This window comes from Kitasatospora sp. NPDC096204 (assembly GCF_044763205.1).
Lineage (GTDB): Bacteria > Actinomycetota > Actinomycetes > Streptomycetales > Streptomycetaceae > Kitasatospora.
Map to the genome: position 1 here is coordinate 100492 of NZ_JBIWFT010000017.1, position 20085 is coordinate 120576.

Here is a 20085-nt window from a genome sequence, read left to right on the forward strand (position 1 = left end):
GCGCATCAGGCGCCGCAGGGCTCGTGCGGGCGCTCGCGGTCCGCCGAGTAGAGGTGGCTGTCGCGGAACTGCTCGGCGGCCAGCGTACGGCCGACGATGATGACGGCGGTGCGGACCACGCCCGCCGCCTTGACCTGCTCGGCGATGTCCCCGACGGTGCCGCGCAGCACCAGCTCGTCGGGGCGGCTGGCCATCGCGACCACGGCGGCCGGGCAGTCGGCGCCGTAGTGCGGGAGCAGTTGCTCGACCACGTCGTCCACGTACGAGGCGGCCAGGTGCAGCACCAGCAGGGCGCCGCTGCGGCCGAGGGTGGCGAGGTCCTCGCCCTCGGGCATCGGGGTGGCGCGCTTGGCGATCCGGGTGAGGATGACGGTCTGGCCGACGGTCGGGACGGTCAACTCCCGCTTCAGCGCCGCCGCGGCGGCGGCGAAGGCGGGCACGCCGGGGACCACCTCGTACGGCACGCCGGCCGCGTCCAGGCGGCGCATCTGCTCGGCGACGGCGGAGAAGACGGACGGGTCGCCGGAGTGCAGCCGGGCCACGTCCTGGCCGGCCTCGTGGGCGGCGACCAGCTCGGCGGTGATCTGGTCCAGATTGAGCTGCGCGGTGTCGATCAGACGGGCGCCGGGCGGGCACTCGTCCAGCAGCTCGCGCGGGACCAGGCTGCCCGCGTACAGGCAGACCTCGGCGCGGGCCAGGATGCGCTGGCCGCGCAGGGTGATCAGGTCGGCCGCGCCCGGGCCTGCTCCGATGAAGTGGACGGTCACGAGGCGTTCTCCTGAGGGGTGTTGAACACGGCGGCGTCGGGCTTGACGGTGTCGGGCTTGACGGTGTCGGGTTCGGCGGTGTCGAGCTTGACGGTGTCGGGCTTGACGGCCGACCACTGGGTGACCGGCATGGCCTGGCGCCAGCCGGTGAAGCCGCCCACGGGGACGGCGTGGGCGACGGCGAGTTTGACCAGCTCCCCGCCGTGGCGCCGGTACCACTCGGTCAGCAGCGCCTCGGACTCCAGCGTCACGGTGTTGGCGACGATCCGGCCGCCGGGGCGCAACGCGGACCAGCAGGCGTCCAGCAGGCCGGGCGCGGTGAGGCCGCCGCCGATGAACACGGCGTCGGGGGTGGGGAGTTCGGCGAGCGCGGCGGGAGCGGGGCCGGTCACCACACGGAGCCGGGGCACCCCCAGCGCGGCGGCGTTGCGGGCGATCCGCTCGGCCCGCACCGGGGCGCGCTCGACGCTGACGGCCTGGCAGTCGCGGTGGGCGCGCAGCCACTCGATCGCGATCGAGCCCGAGCCGCCGCCGACGTCCCAGAGCAGTTCGCCGGGGGACGGGGCCAGCGTGGCGAGGGTCGCGGCGCGGACGTGGCGCTTGGTGAGCTGGCCGTCGCTCTCGTACGCGGTGTCGGGCAGGCCGGGGACGACGGAGGTGCGGGGGCCGTCGCCGAGGTCGATGGCGATGACGTTCAGCGGGTCGCCGGGCGGGTGCGGCCAGCCGTCGGCGGGGCCGTTCAGGTGGCGTTCGGCGGGGGCGCCGAGCTGTTCGAGCACCCGCAGGCGGGCGGTGCCGTAGCCGCGGGTGGTGAGCAGTCCGGCGACGGCGGCCGGGGTGGCGGCGTCGGCGCTGAGGACCAGCAGGCGGCGGCCGGGGTGGAGGGCGAGGGCGAGGGTGTCCAGCGGTCGGCCGACCAGGCTGACGACCTCGGTGGCCTCCAGCGGCCAGCCGAGCCGGGCGCAGGCGTAGGAGACGGAGGAGGGGTGCGGCAGGACGCGCAGGCGCTCGGCGCCGACGGTCTCGGCGAGGGTGCGGCCGATGCCGTAGAACATCGGGTCGCCGCTGGCCAGCACGGCGATACGGCGGCCGGCGTGGGTGGCGACCAGCCCGGGGACGGCGGGTCGCAGCGGGGACGGCCAGGGGACGCGTTCGGCGGTGACCTCGTCGCGGGGGAGCAGGTCCAGTTGGCGGGGGCCGCCGACGACGACCTCGGCCTCCCGGAGCGCGGCCCTGGAGCCGACGGCGAGGCCGGGCCAGCCGTCGGCCCCGATCCCGACGACGGTGATCGGGGGTGGCAGCTCGGGCACCGGGTGGCTCCTCGTCGTTCGATGGGCCGATGAGCAGGAAAACTCACTGGCCGGGGCAGCCTACCTGGCGGTCTGTGGGAGGTCCGGTGGCGGATGACGGCCGACAAGTGACAACCGACGGTCGACGACTGACAAGTGACAGGCGACAGATTTCAGAAGACAGGTGACAGATGACAGCGAACAGATGACAGCGAACAGATTTCAAACTTTGTTCGCCGTCACCTGCCACCCGCCTCCCACTCCCCCGACTCGATCAGTGCCGGTTGCTCCCGCAGCCGCGCCTCGGCCCTCGGCCCGGCGAGGTAGACCCAGGCCTCGCGCAGCTCGCCCGTCGCCGTCCGTACGGTCAGCCGCCGCCGCACGTACAGCCCGGTCCCGTCCGCCCGGCAGTCCTCCAGCCGGTCCAGCGCCTCCAGGGCTCCGGCGTACGCGCCCGGGCGTACGGTGACGAGCTCGCCCAGGATCCGGCGCCCGGGCGCCGGATCCGCAACCGCGTACGGGAAGCCGGGGCCCTCGTGCAGCGCGGCGCCCTCCAGCACCGCCGGCCGGATCTCGGCGTACCGTCCGGCCAGGTGGGCGGCATGATTGCGGCCGCCGCTGCGCAGGGTGCCGTACACGAAGAACGGCAGGGCCTCCTCGGATGCGGACACGGGTTCGACCTCCTCGTCGGGGAGCGCCCACGGTACGTCCTGCGGTCCGACTTCTGATACCGACTGGCGCGCCGGGCCGTCCATGCGCTGTCATGTCGGTTGTTCGGCCAGCACCGTCCAAGGGGGACACGCATGACATCGCCCGCTTCACCCTCCCAACCGGCCGCTACCCCCGGCTCAACGCCCGACACCCCGGACACCCCCGGCATCCCTGCCGCCACCGCCACCGAAGGGAAGAGCAAGGCCACGACCACGGCAGCGCCGGCCCCCATCCCGCCCCCGCCCACCGACGCCGGCCCCGCCGCCCGTCTCGGCGGCGCGGTCTGGCTCGCCCTCCTCGTGGTCTACGTCGTCTGGGGCTCGACCTACCTGGCGATCCGGGTCGCCGTGGAGACGATGCCCTCCTTCCTCTCCGCCAGCGCCCGCTTCCTCACCGCGGGCCTGCTGCTGGCCGGCTACCTCCTGGTGCGCCAGGGCCCGGCCGGCCTGAAGGTGACCCGGCGACAGCTGGCCTCCTCCGCCCTGGTGGGCCTGCTGCTGCTGACCGGCGGCAACGGCATGGTCGTCCTGGGCGAGACCTCCGTCCCCTCCGGCCTGGCCGCCCTGCTGGTGGCCGCGGTCCCGCTGTGGATGGTGGTGCTGACGGCGTTCGGCGGAGAGCGCCCGAGGCCCGCCGAGCTGGCCGGGGTGCTGCTCGGACTGGTCGGCCTCGGCGTCCTGTCGGCCCCCGCGATCGGCGGGTCGATCGAGCCGGGCGGCGTGATCCTGATCATCGGCGCCACCCTGCTCTGGGCGACCGGCTCCTTCGTGAGCAAGAAGATCCCGATGCCCGGCAACGTGCTCGCCGCGAGCGCCTTCCAGATGCTGGCCGGCGGCCTCGGCAACCTGCTGGTCGGACTGGGCCGAGGCGAGCAGCATGGGCTGGACCTCGGGGCGATCTCCGGCCGGTCCTGGCTGGCCCTCGTCTACCTGGTGCTGTTCGGCTCGCTGCTCGCCTTCACCGCGTACGCCTGGCTGCTGCGCGCCGCGCCGCTGACCCTGGTGGCCACCTACGCGTACGTGAACCCGGTGGTCGCGGTGCTGCTGGGCTGGCTGATCCTGGCCGAGCCGCTGACCGGCCCGACCCTCGCGGGCGGCGCGATCGTGGTGGCGGGTGTCTGCCTGGTGGTGAGCGTCAGCCGGCGGCGTCCGGGCCGCTCGTCGAGCGCCGGGAGTCCGGCCCGCCGGGAACGTCAGCCCCGCCGGGAACGTCAGGCCGATCGAACCGGCTGAACGGGCCGAACCGGCTGAACCGATTGGACCGGCCGAACCGGCTGAAGCGGTCGTCCCGGCCTCCCGACCGGGACGATCCCGCTGGCCTCCCGCCCGACGTTCGGCTCAGAAGGACTGCGGCGCCCTGCCCGTCCACCAGTTGCCGGGCGCGTTCGGGTCGCGGCTGGTCCAGAACTCGATGATCGCGTTGGTGAACTCGGCCGCGGAGAGCACGCCGTCGCCGTCGGTGTCGAGGTGCCGGAAGGCCTCGTCGGCGTCGTCGCGGGAGAGACCGGCGAAGTGGCCGCGCTGGAAGACGAAGAACTCGCCGGCGTCCACCGTCCCGCTGCGGTCGGCGTCGGCGACGGCGAGGAAGGCGCGGGCGAGTGCGCCGAGGATGTCCTGCGCGGCCTCCGGGTCGTCGGCGAGCGAGCCGGTCGAGGCGACGAACTGCTGGCGGGTGATCGCCTCGGTGCCGGCGGGCAGCCGGGCGAGGTGCAGGTCGTGCCAGGTCGTCAGGTAGGCGCGCACTATCACGGCCTCCGCCTCGGAACCCTCCTGGTGGCCGAGCGAGCGGGCCACCGAGAGGCCCATCAGGACGTGGTCCCGCTCGGTGAGCAGGCCGTCGCCGTCGGCGTCGAGGTGATCGAAGCCGTGGTTGATCTTTGCGATGAGCAGGTCGTCCGACAAATGTGCCCCCTCGGTTGGTGATTCCTTGCCCGGGTCTCCTACGTCACACCGCCTGCACGCTAGCGCCTCGAGCCGGAGCGGCGCAGCCGAACGAAGGGTGCACGACCTTCCGTTCACTCCTCCTGGTGGTCGGCCCAGACGTACGCCCCCGGCAGCAGGGCCGACACCGGCACGGTGCGCAGCTCCGGCCCCCGCCCGACGATGACCCCCACCTCGGGGAAGTAGTCCAGCAGCACCTGCCGGCACCGCCCGCAGGGCGGGATCACCCCGCGTTCCCGGTCGCCCACCGCCACCACGGTGGTGAGCTCGTACGCCCCCTGGCCGGCCGCCGCGCCGATGAGCACCAGCTCGGCACACGGCCCGCCGGTGAAGTGGTAGGCGTTCAGCGCGGTGACGATCCGCCCGTCGGCATTGCGGCCCGCGGCCGCCACGGTGTGGTTGTCGCCCCGCGCGTACCGCCGTGCGACCTCCAGGGCCGCCTCCACGAGTTCCTCGTCCACGGTCGTCCGGTCGCTGGTGGTGGACATCGTCGCTGCACCTCTCCGTTCGCGTCCGACGGGTCCGATCCCGTCCGACGGGCTTTGATCATCTCAGTGCACCGCCGCCAGCAACTCCCGCGTGTACTCGGTGTGCGGCGCCTCGAACAGCCGGTCCCGGTCGGTGGACTCGACCAGCCGGCCCCGGTGCATCACCGCCACCCGGTCGCAGAAGTGCCGTACCACCGCGAGGTCGTGGGAGACGAACAGGAAGGCGACGCCGAGCCGTTCGCGCAGCTCCATCAGCAGGTTGAGCACCTGGGCCTGCACCGACACGTCGAGCGCGGAGACCGGCTCGTCGGCGATGATCAGGCGCGGCTGCGGGGCGAGCGCCCGGGCGATGCCGATCCGCTGACGCTGTCCGCCGGAGAACTCGTGCGGGTAGCGGTCCAAGTGCCGAGCCTCCAGCCCGACCTGCTCCAGCAACTCGGCGGAGCGCTCCCGTCGTTCGGCCGGACTCAGCGAGGTGTGCAGGCGCAGCGGGGTGTCCAGGGTCCGGGCGATGGTCCGGCGCGGGTTGAGCGAGGCGTACGGGTCCTGGAAGACCAGCTGGATCTCCCGGCTGAGCCGCTTGCGCAGCTCCCGGTCCGGCCGGGTGACGTCCTGTCCGTCGTACGACACCCGGCCGCCGGTGGGCCGTTGCAGTCCGGCCAGGACCCGTGAGGTGGTGGACTTGCCGGAGCCGGACTCGCCGACCAGCCCGAGCGTCTCGCCGGGTGCGATCCGCAGGCCGACCCCCTCGACCGCCCGGACCGGTTCGGCCCGCAGGCCGGAGAAGCGCCGGCGCCCGGGGAAGTGCACGGACAGGTCCTCCACCTCGACCAGCCAGCGCTCGGGACGCCGGACGGTCCGCGGCCGGAACGTCCGGGACGGCGCCGGCTCGTCGACCGTCGGCAGGGCGGTGCCCGGCACCGAGTCCAGCCGGAGTGCCGCGCCCACCAGCGCCCGGGTGTACGGCTCGCGCGGTGCGGACAGCAGCTCGGCGGTCGGCGCGGACTCGATCCCACCCCCGCCGCGCAGCACCAGCGTGCGGTCCGTCGTCCCGGCGACCACGCCCAGGTCGTGGCTGACCAGCAGCACCGCCGTCCCGTGCTCGCGCTGCAACTCGCCGAGCAGGTCCAGGACCTGCCGCTGGACGCGGGCGTCCAGGGCGGTGGTCGGCTCGTCCGCGATGATCAGCCCGGGGTCGTTCATCAGGGCCATCGCGATCATCACGCGTTGGCGCATGCCACCGGAGAACTGGTGCGGGTAGTCGCGGGACCTGGTCGCCGGGATGCCCACCCGGTCGAGCATCTCGGCCGCCCGCCGGCCGGCCTCGGCCCGGCCCGCGCCCGGGTGGTGCAGCCGGTACATCTCGGCGAGCTGGGCGCCCACGCCGTGGAAGGGGCTGAGCGAGGTGAGCGCGTCCTGGAAGACCAGCGCGGCCGTCCCGCCCCGCACCCCGCGCAGCGCGGACTCCTCGGCGCCGACCACCTCCTGCCCGCCCAGCCGGATCGAGCCGGTGACGGTGGTGGTGCGCGGGTCGTGCAGGCCGAGGACGGCGAGCCCGACGGTCGACTTGCCGGAGCCCGACTCGCCGACCAGGCCCAGGACTTCACCCGGGGCGAGGTCGAACGACAGGCCCCGGACGGCGGTCACCGGCTCGCCGCCGCGCGGGTCGGCGAAGGTGACGGTCAGGTCGCGGACGCTCAGCACGGGCTCGACGCCCGTCGCCACGGCGGCCGTCGCCTCAACGGCCCTCGTCGAGGCGGCCCGCCCTTCAGCGGCCTTCGTCGAGGCGTCCCGCCCCTCAACGGCCTTCGCCGAGGCGGTCTTCACGCCGTCTCCCGGAACAGTGGATCTCATCGACGGACTCCCCATCAGCTCAGCCGGACACGCGGGTCGAGCCAGGCGACCGCGAGGTCGGCCAGCGCGACGAACAGCACCATGAAGCAGGCGGCCAGCAGCACCGCGCCGACCACGGCGGGCAGGTCCTGCCCGCCGACGGCCTCCGCGGCGAACCGCCCGACCCCGTTCAGCCCGAACACCGTCTCGGTGATCACGGCCCCGCCGAGCAGCGCCCCGGCCTCCAGCCCGATCAGCTGAACCAGCGGTCCCGCGGCGCCGCGCGAGGTGTACTTGAAGTGGGCGCGCAGCCGTCCCAGGCCCTTGCCGCGGGCCGTGCGGACGTACTCCTCGTTCATCGTCTCCAGCAGCTGGGAGCGCGAGAGCCGGGCGAACACGGCCGAGTTGACGAAGCCGAGGACGAGCCAGGGGAGCAGCATCCCGCCCGCCCAGGCGGCCGGGTCGTCGGCCGGTGCGGTGTAGGAGGGCAGTGGCAGCAGCCCGGTCGAGTACACCAGCAGCCACTGCGCGACGTACCCGAGGAAGTAGATCTGCACGCTCGCGCCGACCAGGGTGAAGCCCGACAGCAGCCGGTCGGTCCGCCGCCCGTGCCGCAGCGCGGAGACGAACCCGGTGCCGAGGCCGAACACCAGCAGGACGGCGAGCGCCCCGGCGGTCAGCGAGAGGGTGACGGGCAGGTGGTCGGCCAGCGCCTCGGTGACCGGCTGGTGCAGCCGGTAGGAGTAGCCGAGGCACGGGGCGTCGCAGTGGATGGTCGAGCCGTCCACGTCGCCGATGTCCCGCCCGGCGACGACCCCGACCAGGTAGTCGGTGTACTGGGTGAGCAGCGGCTGGTCCAGGCCCATGCTCTGGCGGACCGCCGCGACCTGCCCGCTGTCGCAGCGCGGGCCGCAGGCGGCGCGGGCCGGGTCGGCGGGCGCGGCGTAGAAGAGGGCGAAGGCGGCGGCGGAGACCGCGACCAGGACCGCGAGGGCCTGGGCGGTCCGCCGCAGGACGAAGGAGAGCATGGCCGATCCGGGGTCGACGTGACGGGGGGAGGCGGAGAACGTGACGGGGAGGCGGAGAAGGGGACGGGCGCGAGGAGGCGGAAGTGGCGAGGCAGGGCGAAGAAGGGCGAAGAAGGGCGAAGAGGCGAGGACGGAGGGGCCCGCCCCCGTTCCACGGAGGAACCCGGGGGCGGGGGCGGGCCCCGGCCGTCAGGACTTCAGGTACAGCCAGGCCAGCGAGACCGTCCCGTAGATCGGGTGGATGAACGCCCCGCCGACGTTGCTGCCGCGCAGCTGGTTGACGGTCGGGTAGGCGAACGGCAGCACCGGCACGTCCTTCATCACGGTCTGCTCCAGCGCGTACAGCTCCTTGGCCTTGGCGCGCGGCTCGCCGATCTGGTTGATCCGGTCGATCTCCTTGTCGACCTCCGGGTTGCGGTAGCGCGCGGAGTTGATGTCGCTGCCGGCCCGGCCGTCGAAGGAGAACGGGACGAGGGTGGACGGGGTCGGCCAGTCGACCGAGCTGGTCTCCTCGAACAGGTCGTACGGGGAGTCAGTGCGGTGCACCTCGTCCAGGAAGGCCTTGGGGTCGACCGGCTTGGGCACGATGGTGATCCCGGCCTTGCCGAAGCCCTCGACCAGCACCTGCGCGACGCGCTGCCCGGTCGGGGTGTTCCGGTACGCGTAGGTCAGGCTGCCGGGCGCCTGCTTGGCCTTGGCGAGCGCGGCCTTCGCGGCCTCGGGGTCGCCCTCGGGCCTGGCCGGGTAGAGGTCGTACTTCTGGTAGTCGATCAGCGCGGGCGAGCTGAGCGTGGTGGCCAGTTCGCCGGTGCGGGCGCCGCCCTGGACCTGGCGGGCCTGCTGGCGCGGGTAGGCCAGGTGCAGCGCCTTGCGGACCTCGACGTCCGGCACCCGCTCGTTGTTGATCATCAGCTGGGTGACGAAGGCGCCCTGCCGGCCGGAGACGACCAGGTCCTTGGCCTTCGGGTCGGTGTCGGTGGTCTGGTACAGCTCGGCGGAGAGGGTGTCGGACGCGGTGGTGGCGTTGGCGCCGCCGTCCCGGCCGGAGAGGATCTCCTGGTTGAGGTTGAGCGCCTCCTTGCCGTACGTGAAGACGAACTTCTCCGGGTACTGGCTGCGGATCGGGTCGGTCTCGGGCTTCCAGGCGGGGTTGCGTTCCAGCACCATGCGGGTGTTCTGGACATGCTCGACGATCCGGTACGGGCCGGTCGCGAACGGCAGGCGGTCGTAGTCCGTCCCGGTGTCCTTGTCCCGGCGCACCGGCGAGGAGGAGGACTGCGCGGCCATGTACGGCACGTCGGCCTGCGGCTGCGGGAAGTGGAAGACGACGGTGCGCTCGTCCGGCGTCTCGATCGCGTCCAGGTCACCGGCCTGCGGGCCCGCGTACTTGGCGCGCGCCGCCTCGTAGCTCGCCTCGCCGGTGAGCCACTGCGGCCAGTACGGCGGGCCGACCTCGTAGCCCTTGCCGAAGGTGCGCTCGATGCCGTACTTGACGTCCCCGGCGGTGATCGGCCGACCGTCCTCCCAGGCGACACCCGCCTTGAGCCGGTACGTCCAGGTGCGCCCGCCGTCGGTCGGGGTGCCGGTGTCGGTGGCCAGGTCGCCGACCAGCTTGGCCTTGCCGTCCACGACCTGGTACTGGGTCAGCTGGCGGCCCCAGAGCAGCGAGGCGTTGTAGGTGGCGCCCGCGTAGACCTTCTGCGGGTCGAGGTGGCGGAACTCGACGCTGTTGTACACGTTCACCGTGCCGCCGGCGCGGGCGCCGGGGACGGCGGGGGCCGGGCCGGCGCTCTCCTGCTCGCTGCCGAGCACGGCGGTCAGTGGCGAGGTCTCCTTGGCGGAGGCGCCGGCGGCACCGCCGGATCCCGCGGTGCTGCCCGCGCCGGCCGAGCAGGAGGTCGCCAGCAGGACGGTGGCGACGACGGCGAGGGACGGTCTGGTCCAGCGCATGGCGAATCTCTCCTTGTCCCGGCGGATCGTGCCGGGACGGGCTCGGGTTGACGAAAAGGGGGGATCGAAAGGGGGAACGAAGGGGGAACGGAAGGGGGCAGTCGAGGGGGCTTCGGCGGGCGGGTGCCCGGTGAGAGCCTTCAGCGGGCGCCGCCGACGCGCGGGTCCAGCGCGTCCCGGACGGCGTCGCCGAGCAGGTTGAAGGCGATGACGAACAGCAGCAGCGCCACCCCGGGGAACACCATGTAGGTGGGGTCGGCCCGGAAGACCTCGGAGCCGCGCGCGATCATCCGCCCCCAGTCCGGGACCGGCTCGGTGACGCCGACGCCGAGGAAGGACAGCGCGGCCTCGGACGCGACGAACGTCGGGACCGCCATGGTGGCGTGCACCAGCAGCTGCGAGCGGACATTCGGCAGCAGTTCGTGGACGACGACGTGGAATCGGCTTGCTCCCTGGGCCCGTGCGGACTGCACGAAATCCCTTTCCCGGAGCGATCGGACGGTGGCCCGCAGGGAAAGCGCGAGCGGAATCCAGCCGAACGCCGAGAAAACCAGGACCAGCACCAGGAACTGCATCCACTCCGGTTCCGCGGTGCCCGGGTCGACCAGCCGGGACTGGATCACCGGGCTGAGCGCGAGCAGCAGGAGCAGCGTGGGAAAGGCCAGCAGCACATTGGCGACGAATCCGAACAGCCGGTCCGTGACCCCGCCGAGGTAGCCCACCGCGACACCGGCGAGCACCCCCAGCGTGGTGGTCACCGTGGCGGCCGCGAAGGCGATCAGCAGCGAGGTGCGGATGCCGTACAGCAGCTGGGTGAACACGTCCCGGCCGAGACCGGGCTCCAGGCCGAACCAGAAGTCCCCGGAGATGCCGCCGTTCGGCAGCATCGGCAGGCCACCGTCGCTGAGCAGGCCGGGAACGTTCTGGCCGTAGTGGTCGACCGGGTTCTTCCCGTACAGCGCGGCGATCAGCGGGGCGCCGAGGGCGAGCAGCAGGAACAGCACCACCACCGCCAGGGCGGCGGCGCCGACCCGGTCCCGCAGGATCCGGCGGAGCGGCCCGGGGGAGGCGGGCGCGGGCCCTGCCGCCGTACCCGGGGCGGTGCCCGGGCCGGTGCCGGGGTCCGTACCCGCGCCGGTGCTTGGGCCGGTGTCGACCACTGCCATGAGGCGTAACCCCCGAATTCTCCGCCGCCCCATGGGTGAGGGTGCGCTGGTGTGCATTTCCGGTGCGGCCTCCGGGGGTTTCCCGAAAGCCGTTCGGGCGACATTTGACCGGATGCTTCCGAGGTTCCGCAAATCACCTCCGGGGCTCGTTCGAGCCATTCCTGCGGAACTGTTTCGGGAAATGTGGCGGCTTCATTTCGCCGAAACACCGGCGTTGCAATAGAACGGACATAGTGGGATGAAACGGACCGTCCGTTCCGCATTCTGAGACCTCCGCCACAGTCCCTCGGGGGTTGGTACGATCCCGGTGGGCCGCAACTGGCGCGTAGGGATGGAATCAACCATCGGGAAGCGGCCCCGTGAACCCTCACGTGAAGTTGCCGAGCGCCTGGGCCCCCGCAATCCCCACCAGGAGACCGCCATGGCCCAGCATCCCCACACCGCCGCCTCCGCCGCGGCCGACACCGCCTTCCGCAGCGCCCTCGACGTGGTCGCCGGCGTCGAACCGCGGATCGCCGCCGCCATCGGACAGGAACTCGCGGACCAGCGCGCCTCGCTCAAGCTGATCGCCAGCGAGAACTACGCCTCCCCGGCCGTCCTGCTCACCATGGGCAACTGGCTCAGCGACAAGTACGCCGAGGGGACCGTCGGCCGCCGCTTCTACGCGGGCTGCCGCAACGTCGACACCGTCGAGAGCATCGCCGCCGAGCACGCCCGCGAGCTGTTCGGCGCCGACCACGCCTACGTCCAGCCGCACTCCGGCATCGACGCCAACCTCACCGCCTTCTGGGCCGTCCTCTCCCAGCGGGTCGAGAGCCCGGCCCTGGAGCGCGCCGCGGTGCGCAACGTCAACGACCTCACCGAGGAGGACTGGGCGCGGCTGCGCCAGGAACTCGGCAACCAGCGGATGCTCGGCATGTCCCTGGACACCGGCGGCCACCTCACCCACGGCTTCCGGCCCAACATCTCGGGCAAGATGTTCGAGCAGCGCAGCTACGGCACCGACCCGGCCACCGGCCTGATCGACTACGACGCGCTGCGCGAGACCGCCCGCGAGTTCCGCCCGCTGATCATCGTGGCCGGCTACTCCGCCTACCCGCGGCTGGTGGACTTCCGCAGGATGCGCGAGATCGCGGACGAGGTCGGCGCGACCCTCATGGTCGACATGGCGCACTTCGCCGGCCTGGTCGCGGGCAAGGTGCTGACCGGCGACCACGACCCGGTCCCGTTCGCCCACATCGTCACCACCACCACCCACAAGTCCCTGCGCGGACCGCGCGGCGGCATGGTGCTGTGCCAGTCCGAACTGGCCGAGCACGTCGACCGCGGCTGCCCGCTGGTGCTCGGCGGCCCGCTCTCGCACGTCATGGCCGCCAAGGCGGTCGCCCTCGCGGAGGCCCGCCGCCCCGAGTTCCAGACGTACGCCCGCGCCGTCGTCGCCAACGCCCAGGCGCTGGCCGAGGGCCTGCTGCGCCGCGGCGGCAAGCTGGTCACCGGGGGCACCGACAACCACCTGGTCCTCGCCGACGTCTCCGGCTACGGCCTGACCGGCCGCCAGGCCGAGGCGGCCCTGCTCGACTCGGGCATCGTCACCAACCGCAACTCCGTCCCGCAGGACCCGAACGGCGCCTGGTACACCTCGGGCGTGCGCCTCGGCACCCCGGCCCTCACCACCCGCGGCCTCGGCACCGCCGAGATGGACGAGATCGCCGACCTGATCCACACCGTCCTGACCGCCACCACCCCCGCCACCACCGCCAAGGGCTCCCCGTCCAAGGCCGCCTACACGCTGGACGCCGCCCTCCGCGACGCCACCGCCAAGCGCGCCGCCGACCTGCTCACCCCGTACCCGCTCTACCCGGGCGTCGACCTGGCCTGACGGCGGGCGGAAGGCGGCGGACGGCGAACAGATGACAGATTTCGAAATCTGTCATCTGTTCGCCGTCGTCCGTGCGCTGAAACTCGTCAGCTGTCGGCCGTGAACGGGCCTCAGGGTCACCGCAGTCGGACCAACGAGGCCCACAGGTCGTCGCCGACCTGGGTGCCATCGGGCAGTACCAGTCGGCCGACCTGATGGAACAGGTCGATGCCGGCGTCCCGTGACGACTGCCCGCCCAGCGCGGGCACGACCCGGTTCCGGACGACGGCGTACGCCTCGGTGTCGGTTGCCGCGGCCTTGAACCACGCGCAGATGGCGGGCACCGCCTGGGGCTCGAACTGTGGGTCCGCCAGGAGGTCCCGCAGGCCTTCGTCGATCTCGGTGCGGGCCTTCTCGTTGGCCGCACCGAGCAGCCAGGGCCGAGGGCCGTCGAACTGCGCCATCAACGCCAGCATGGCGATCTTCCCGGAGTGGTGGGCCTTCTTCGCCCGCCAGCGCAGCACCTCGGAGAGCAGCAGCGTCCGTCCTTCCTGCCGGTGACCGAGACGACGGAAGACGGCCAGGATGCTGCCGAGGAGGGACCGGTCCTTCGAAGTCGAGGCAACCCGGCGCAGCCGCGTCATCGCCTTGCGGTGCTCCCTGCCCCCGGGGTCTTCGGCATCCAGGACGTCCTTGGCCACGTCGACCACCACGGACTGCGTCCCGTGGCGGCGGTCGTCCGCCCAGTCGTAGAGCCGGGCCCACGCGGCCCGCTCCATCCCCGCGTCCTCGAGCACACGGGTCATGACGGCCGCGCACATGTCCGACCGCCCGGACTCGTGGGCGGTGTCGCGGATCTCGGTCAGAACCGTCGGCGCCCGGTGCCGGGCCGCCAGGGTGGTCAGGGCGGAGACGCTCTTGTCCGCCTCACCCCGCTCGGTCGGGGCGGTCGCGATCAGCCACTCCAGCAGGACGGACCGCATGTCCTCGTAGTTGTCCCAGACATAGGTGAGGACGGCCTGGCCGTAGCCCGGACGGCTGAGCGAGGCGATGTCCTGGGAGCTCACCGTCGCGTGCAGCGCGGTGAGCCGCTGCCGAAGTCCGCGCCCGGCGAAGACCTGACCGAGGTTCGTCGGAGCGTGCGTCCGGTCCTTCTTGGCGATCAACTCCTCAAGGGCGCGGGCGTCCCGGGAGATCCTGGCGGCCGGTGCGACCCGGTGGAGGGCGAGGGAGAGCAGCAGACAGCGGTCGGGCAGGGACAGCGCACCGCCACTGTCGCCGCCGTGCGCGAAGACGCCGTCCAACTCGGTGCGCCAGTCGCCGAGGGCGTTCTCGACGCTCGTGCGGAGTTCGGGATGGCACGCTTCGTCGCCCGCCTCACCGGGCCGACCGAGCCCCTCCTCGATCCAGCCGGCCTCCTCCGGGTGGTCACGCTTGAACTCCAGCCACTGCTCGGCCACGGCGCCGGCCGCGCGCACCGCCTCCACCGCGTTGCGCAGGGACGACAGATGGACCCGGGCGGTGTCCGACCGGAGGTACGGTACGAGCCAGGACATGCCGGCCGCCGTCAGATGGCGCGCCGCGACGGCGTACGGCTCCGGCGGGGAGCGGAGCTCGACCACCCGGACCCCGGGCGCGACGGGCCAGGTCCGCTGCTCGGTCCACAGATCCGCCGCGATGTTGAGGACCCAGAGCGAGCGGGCCTGCCGCAGCATCGGGACGCTTGCGGCGACGTCGTCGAGGAACGTCGTCGACGGGCGGTCGGTCTGCGGATCCTTGAGGTCCAACTGGTAGGCCCGTCCGGGATTCCGGCGGATCCTCGAGACCCTCGGGCGCGGCCCGTCCGGTTCGAGCTCGACGAGTTTCATCTCGTCCGGCGCGTGGCTCGCCAGCAGGTGGTGGACGAAAGTGGTCGACCCGTAGCCGCGCGGGGCCACCACGATGATCACCCGCACCCCGGGGTCCGCCAGCGCGTCGACCAGCTGCGTTCGGACGGTGTTCCAGGTGGAGGGGAGGGCGAACGTCCGGGATTCGAGCAGCTTGGTGCGGTCCAGCGTCCTGGCCTCGAGGAAGTCCTGACGGATCTCCTGGTACATCCGGTCGACCTGGCCGACGGCGATCCCGACGTCCGCCATGAAGGTCAACGAGGGCGCAGCGCGCTCCGGCGTGACGGGCTTCCCGGTGGTACCGGCCGGGGCGGTGCGGACCGGCGCGGGCAGGAAGGCCTGAATCCGCTCCAAGTCGTCCATGGTCATGCGAAGTTGACGCCCCCAACGTTCAGGGTCCCGACTGTTGCGACGGCTGTGCCGACGTTGCCGTTGAAGGTGAGCTGTGGACCGGCCGTGGGGCTCGGTGCGGGCTCCACGGGAGGCTCCTCCCGGCCGAGGGCCGCCTTGACCGTGACGGGCGCGAGCCGCGGTACGTGGACCCACGCGGCGCGGTGGAACCGCTTCTTCGGCACGGCCGCCGAGACGTCCAGGAAGTCCCGCTCGGACAGCGTGCGGGTGCGACCGGCGGCGACGGCCCGCCGGTGGACCTCGTCCGAGACGATCGCCGCGACGAACGAGTCGTGTTCCGCGGCCACGCCGGCCGCGGCGCGGACCTCGTCGCTGTCCACCAGACGACACGCGTCGTTGATGGCATCGCCCCGGTGATCGGGGGAGAGCGGGCCGAGGTGGACGCTCAGCCGGGTCCGCAGCACCGGCTCGTGGGCGCGTCGCTCCCGGTCGTGGCGGTGCAGCGCGTCCTCCAGGAGCGCGATGCCCGGGTCGACCAGCCGCACGACCTTCGCGGCGGGCACGATCCTGATCCAGCCGTCGCCCGTGTCGCTGCCCCGGCGTTCGTCGGCCCAGAGCGCGGCCAGGTCGATGCGGGTGAAGGTCTCGGCGACGGCGGCGTCCAGTGCGGCCCGGAGGCCGGGCATCGCGGTCTCCGGCACCTTGCTGTAGCCGACGATGTCGACCACGAGGATGGCGAGGTCGGGCGGGAGGTCATCCCGGTCGACGGGGGCGGGGAGCATGTCTGTCCTCCTGGTGCGGGGCGGGTGCGGGTGCGGGGCGAGTCCGGGTGCGAGTCCGGGGCCGCGCGCCCGGCAGCGATCATGCCTCCGAGCGGGCGGTCGGTGCTGCCCAACGGATGGCAGGACGGAAGTGAGCTGCGCCACTGCGCGCGAAGGCCGGCGGCGCTACCGCTCCGCGGCGTGCGCGCGCAGCGCCGGCAAGTCGGTCACCGTCACTCCGCCGCCCGGAGCCGTGGTCAGCCAGCCCTGCCGGCTCCACTCCACCAAGACCTTGCCGACGGCGTTGCGCGAGGCGCCGATGAGCCTGGCGAGGTCCTCCTGCGGCAGCCGGATCCGGGACGGGCCGCCGGAGGTCGCCGGGCCGGAGAGCCGCATGAGGAGACCGGACAGCCGGAGCGCGACGGATCCGGTCGCGAGTTCCAGCCTGGTCCGGTCGGCCTCGCGGAGCCGGCTGTAGGAGTGCCTGAGCAACGGTCGCAGCAGGCCGTGCGATTCGATGAAGTCCGTGAAGTCCGCGGCCGGGACCACGCGAACCCGGCAGGGCTCGAGGGTCCGTACGGTCGCGCTGCGCACGCCCTCCGCCAACACCGACATCTCGCCGAGGAGTTCGCCGTCGCCGCGGACCGCGAGCAACTGCTCACTGCCGAGAGGGCCGTCGGCGGTCACCATCACGCTGCCGGTCTCCAGGAGCACGACGCAGGTGGCCGGTTCGTCCTGCCGCAGCAGGGTGGCGCGGGACGCCCGGTGGCGCACCGGCGCCAACTGCTGGAGGAGCGCCCACTTCTCGTCACTCAGGAACTCTCGGTGTGACTCCTGCACGTGGCGCCTCCGGTGGCCGGGTCCGCGGTCGGCGGGCTGCCGGTTCGCCGGCCGGACACTGTGATCCGCTCAGTGTGCCGCAAGAACCAGAACGGCGGCCAGTGTGCCCAACACCAGCCCGCAGGAGAGCAGATCGACCGCACGCCGCAGGAGGCGGTACTTCCGCAGGACCAGCCGGGAAAGCTCCACCAAACGCTGCGCGTGCGCCGTCGCGAGATCCCCGGAACTCCGCTCCGAGAATGACTCGACCAACTGTTCCGGCGTCAAACGGGCGAATTCCAGGTAGGACAGGGCGCGGTGGCCGTCGTGGCGGAGCTGGGGCCTGGCGGCCGCCAGCGACAGGGCGAGCGAGCCGACCAGGAGGGTGATGACGCCCAGGAGCGTCGCCTTGGCCAATGGGGAGAGCGGAGACAGCGTGCTGCTCAGCGCGGTGGCCATGGTGATGCCTCCGACGGCGGCGGCTCCGATGCCGGTGGCCTTGGCGTCGCTCCGTTGCAGCTCTGCCAGGACCTCCTGGGTGGACGACGCCAGTCGGCCCGGGGCCTGAGGTCCGGTCGGACCGGTGGCAAGGGGGCGGATCGCTCGCATGACGGGGCCTTCCCTCGGTTGACGGGTCTCGGTGGCCCCAGTGTCCGCGCGATCCGCGTTCCGTACTGCCCAGTGGATGGCCGATCCGCCGAGACGTGGGTCACCTCCCGGCCGGGAAGGGCCCCTCGGTGCACGGCGGACGGACGGCGACGGATAGCAGCGAACAGCGAACAGCGAACAGCTGACGGCGAACAGAGAACGACGAACAGAGAACGGCGAACAGAGCACGACGAACAGCGAACAGCGAACAGATAACAGATTTCGAAATCTGTCATCCGTTCGCTGTCATCTGTCCGCCGAAGGCCGTCAGTCCCGCTAGTACTGCAGGGACTTGTACTGGAGGAACTCCTCCAGCCCGTGGCGGCCCAGCTCCCGGCCGAGGCCCGAGCTCTTGTAGCCGCCGAACGGGGCGAGCGGGTTGAAGCGGCCGCCGTTGAGGTCGACCTGGCCGGTGTCGAGGCGGCGGGCGAAGACGGCGGCGGTGTCGGTGTCGCGGGCCCAGACGCCGCCGGACAGGCCGTACGGGGTGCCGTTGGCGAGTTCGGCGGCGTGGTCCTCGTCGCGGTAGCGCAGGATCGCCAGGACGGGTCCGAAGACCTCCTCCTGGGCCACCGTCATCTCCGGGGTCACGTCGGCGAGCACCGTCGGGCGGACGTAGTAGCCCGCGGGCAGGTCGGCGACCGGCTCCGAGCCGCCGACGACCAGCCGGGCGCCCTCGGCCAGCGCCCCGTCGATGTAGCCGCGAACCCGGGCCAGCTGCCCGGCGTTGACCAGCGGGCCGATCCGGGTCTGCGGGTCGGTCGGGTCGCCCGGCCGGTACTGGGCGGCGACCTCCGCGGCCCGGGCGACCGCCTCCTCGTACTGGTCCTGGTGGACCAGCAGCCGGGTCAGCGCGCTGCAGGTCTGGCCCGAGTTGGCGAAGACGTTGGCGACGTTCGCCTTGACCGCGCGGGCCAGGTCGGCGCCGGGCAGCACCACGTTGGCCGACTTGCCGCCCAGCTCCAGGGAGACCCGCTTCAGCCCCCGTCCGGCCGTCTCGGCGACCTGCCGGCCGACGCCGGTGGAGCCGGTGAACGAGACCAGATCCACCTCGCGGTGCCCGACGAGCGCCGCGCCCGCCACCGCGCCGGTGCCGGTCACCAGGTTGAAGGCGCCCGCCGGGAACCCGGCCTCGTGCACCAGCCGGGCGAACAGCCGGGCCACCAGCGGGGTGTCCTCGGCCGGCTTGAGGACCACCGGGCAGCCGGCCGCCAGCGCCGGGACGGTCTTGGCCACGATCTGGTGCAGCGGGTAGTTCCACGGCGTGATCGCCGCGACCACCCCGGCCGGCTCGGCGTGCACCACCGAGTTGCCGATCCGTTCCTCGAAGGGGTGCTCGGCGAGCAGGGACAGATAGGAGGTCGCCACGGCGAGCGGCAACCCGGCGTGCACGGCACCGGTGAAGCCGACCGGAGAGCCGAGCTCGGCGACGACCGTCTCGGTGATCTCGCCCTGCGCGGCGGCGATCCCGTCCCGCAGCCGGGTCAGCAGCGCCAGCCGCTCCTCGCGGGTGGTCGAGCCCCAGCCGCGGGCCGCCCGCCGGGCCGCCGTCACCGCCGCGTCGACGTCGATCGCGCCGCCGGCCGGCACCGTGGCCAGCACCTGCTCGGTCGCCGGGTTCAGCACGGTGATCGACCCGGTGTCCCCGGAGGGCCGCCACTCGCCGTCGATGTACTGGTCGTCGTGCTCCGGATACTCCGCGTCCTGCCGCACCGATCGTCCCCTCATCAGCTCATCCACTCGACCCGCCTTGACTAGCAGCGCTAGTCGGAGGTCAGTCAATGCGGCGCGGGCGGCCGCGCGCAAGAGTCAATCCGGATCGGCGGACCGGACGGTTACCTCCGAGCGGACCGGACGGTTACCTCGGAGCGAACCGTGCGGTGTACTCGTCGAACGGCTCGATGCCCACCTCCGCCCGCCGCTCGTCCAGCCGCTCCGGCTCCTCGCACGGCCACGGCACCGGGCGGCCCTCCGCCACCGCGCCGATCTGCGTTCCGTAGCGCTGTTCCCGCCCCTCGTTGACCGCCAGCCGGTCCTGGAGGAACGCCAGGTCGCGGGCGCTCGCCTCGCCCCGGGCGACGGCCTCGCCCATCAGCGCCGCCGCCCGCCGCTGGACGTCGAGCTGCCGGTCCGCGTGCTGCGCCACCAGCCAGGCCGCCCGGGCGGCCTCGGCGCCGACGGCCTGCTCGGTCGGCCAGCCGTGCTCCGCCATGATCTCCGCGAGCCGGTCCCCGTGCCGGACGGTGAGCCGCCGCCACGTCGCCTGCTCGGCCAGGTCGGGGCTGTTCGCGAACCGGGCGGCCGCGCCGTCCTCGGCCATCATCCCGGTCAGCTCCGCGGCCAGCCGCCCGGCCGCTCCCTCGACCGCCCCCGCGATCTGCTCCCCGCCTGCTCCATCGCCTGCTCCCTCGCCCGCTCCCTCGCCCGCTCCGACGACCGCTCCGACGACCGGCTCCCCGCCCGGAGCCGCTCCCGCCTCGCCGTCCCGCCGCCGTACGTCCGCCATGCCGATCCGCTCCTCAGGCCCGGGCCCTTCCACCGAGGGCCACCCGCCACCACGCTAGGCGCGGACGCCGCGACGAAGATCATC

17 protein-coding genes and 1 riboswitch are annotated in these 20085 nt (G+C 73.0%); of the genes, 2 read left to right on the forward strand and 15 right to left on the reverse strand.

All coding sequences use genetic code 11. The features are described from left to right. Positions 1-5 precede the first annotated feature (5 nt). From cobM to ACIQ87_RS20380, 3 genes are all read right to left on the reverse strand, one after another. The gene (gene cobM, locus ACIQ87_RS20370; RefSeq protein ID WP_402408476.1) at positions 6-767 is read right to left on the reverse strand and encodes a precorrin-4 C(11)-methyltransferase; all 762 of its coding nucleotides are present in this window, start codon (positions 765-767) and stop codon (positions 6-8) included. Then, positions 764-2077, reverse strand: coding sequence for a precorrin-6y C5,15-methyltransferase (decarboxylating) subunit CbiE (gene cbiE / locus ACIQ87_RS20375; RefSeq protein ID WP_402408479.1), 1314 nt, complete (start codon positions 2075-2077; stop codon positions 764-766). Before cbiE ends, cobM begins: the two co-directional genes overlap by 4 nt. Positions 2078-2295: 218 nt before the next feature. Continuing rightward, positions 2296-2727, reverse strand: coding sequence for a gamma-glutamylcyclotransferase family protein (locus tag ACIQ87_RS20380; RefSeq protein ID WP_402408481.1), 432 nt, complete (start codon positions 2725-2727; stop codon positions 2296-2298). A 132-nt stretch (positions 2728-2859) separates the two neighbouring features. Between ACIQ87_RS20380 and ACIQ87_RS20385 the strand changes: the two genes are divergently transcribed. Beyond that, the gene (locus ACIQ87_RS20385; RefSeq protein ID WP_402408484.1) at positions 2860-3999 is read left to right on the forward strand and encodes an EamA family transporter; all 1140 of its coding nucleotides are present in this window, start codon (positions 2860-2862) and stop codon (positions 3997-3999) included. A 105-nt stretch (positions 4000-4104) separates the two neighbouring features. On the opposite strand, the gene ACIQ87_RS20390 is transcribed toward ACIQ87_RS20385, so the two are convergent. The 6 genes from ACIQ87_RS20390 to ACIQ87_RS20415 form a co-directional block, all read right to left on the reverse strand. Further along, on the reverse strand, positions 4105-4668 hold the full coding sequence (locus ACIQ87_RS20390) for an EF-hand domain-containing protein (RefSeq protein WP_402408487.1): 564 nt from the start codon (positions 4666-4668) through the stop codon (positions 4105-4107). 113 nt (positions 4669-4781) lie between these two features. Further along, positions 4782-5195, reverse strand: coding sequence for a cytidine deaminase family protein (locus ACIQ87_RS20395; protein ID WP_402408488.1), 414 nt, complete (start codon positions 5193-5195; stop codon positions 4782-4784). A gap of 63 nt (positions 5196-5258) precedes the next feature. Further along, entirely contained in the window at positions 5259-7049 is a 1791-nt protein-coding gene (locus ACIQ87_RS20400) for a dipeptide ABC transporter ATP-binding protein (RefSeq protein WP_402408491.1), read from the reverse strand. A 14-nt stretch (positions 7050-7063) separates the two neighbouring features. Beyond that, positions 7064-8056: an ABC transporter permease gene (locus ACIQ87_RS20405; RefSeq protein ID WP_402408493.1), complete on the reverse strand. Its 993-nt coding sequence runs from the start codon at positions 8054-8056 to the stop codon at positions 7064-7066. 189 nt (positions 8057-8245) lie between these two features. After that, positions 8246-10006 carry an ABC transporter substrate-binding protein gene (locus ACIQ87_RS20410; protein ID WP_402408496.1) on the reverse strand — a complete coding sequence of 587 codons (1761 nt, stop codon included), beginning with the start codon at positions 10004-10006 and terminating at the stop codon, positions 8246-8248. Between the two features lie 140 nt (positions 10007-10146). Then, entirely contained in the window at positions 10147-11172 is a 1026-nt protein-coding gene (locus ACIQ87_RS20415; protein ID WP_402408498.1) for an ABC transporter permease, read from the reverse strand. Between the two features lie 304 nt (positions 11173-11476). Further along, positions 11477-11573: riboswitch (ZMP/ZTP riboswitch) on the forward strand. A gap of 20 nt (positions 11574-11593) precedes the next feature. Here ACIQ87_RS20415 and ACIQ87_RS20420 point away from each other — a divergent pair. Next, the gene (locus ACIQ87_RS20420; RefSeq protein ID WP_402408500.1) at positions 11594-13051 is read left to right on the forward strand and encodes a glycine hydroxymethyltransferase; all 1458 of its coding nucleotides are present in this window, start codon (positions 11594-11596) and stop codon (positions 13049-13051) included. Between the two features lie 116 nt (positions 13052-13167). Here ACIQ87_RS20420 and ACIQ87_RS20425 read toward each other — a convergent pair whose 3' ends face one another. From ACIQ87_RS20425 to ACIQ87_RS20450, 6 genes are all read right to left on the reverse strand, one after another. Further along, on the reverse strand, positions 13168-15285 hold the full coding sequence (locus ACIQ87_RS20425) for a hypothetical protein (protein WP_402408503.1): 2118 nt from the start codon (positions 15283-15285) through the stop codon (positions 13168-13170). After that, the gene (locus ACIQ87_RS20430; RefSeq protein WP_402408506.1) at positions 15282-16049 is read right to left on the reverse strand and encodes a hypothetical protein; all 768 of its coding nucleotides are present in this window, start codon (positions 16047-16049) and stop codon (positions 15282-15284) included. The genes ACIQ87_RS20425 and ACIQ87_RS20430 overlap by 4 nt, the downstream gene beginning before the upstream one ends. A gap of 165 nt (positions 16050-16214) precedes the next feature. Then, a complete protein-coding gene (locus tag ACIQ87_RS20435; RefSeq protein ID WP_402408508.1) occupies positions 16215-16868 on the reverse strand; it encodes a Crp/Fnr family transcriptional regulator in 654 nt (217 codons plus the stop codon). A 69-nt stretch (positions 16869-16937) separates the two neighbouring features. Further along, positions 16938-17456, reverse strand: coding sequence for a Pycsar system effector family protein (locus ACIQ87_RS20440; protein WP_402408510.1), 519 nt, complete (start codon positions 17454-17456; stop codon positions 16938-16940). A 315-nt stretch (positions 17457-17771) separates the two neighbouring features. Then, a complete protein-coding gene (locus ACIQ87_RS20445; protein ID WP_402408513.1) occupies positions 17772-19223 on the reverse strand; it encodes an aldehyde dehydrogenase family protein in 1452 nt (483 codons plus the stop codon). Between the two features lie 130 nt (positions 19224-19353). Further along, the gene (locus tag ACIQ87_RS20450) at positions 19354-19818 is read right to left on the reverse strand and encodes a DUF6624 domain-containing protein (protein WP_402408628.1); all 465 of its coding nucleotides are present in this window, start codon (positions 19816-19818) and stop codon (positions 19354-19356) included. Positions 19819-20085: the final 267 nt, after the last annotated feature.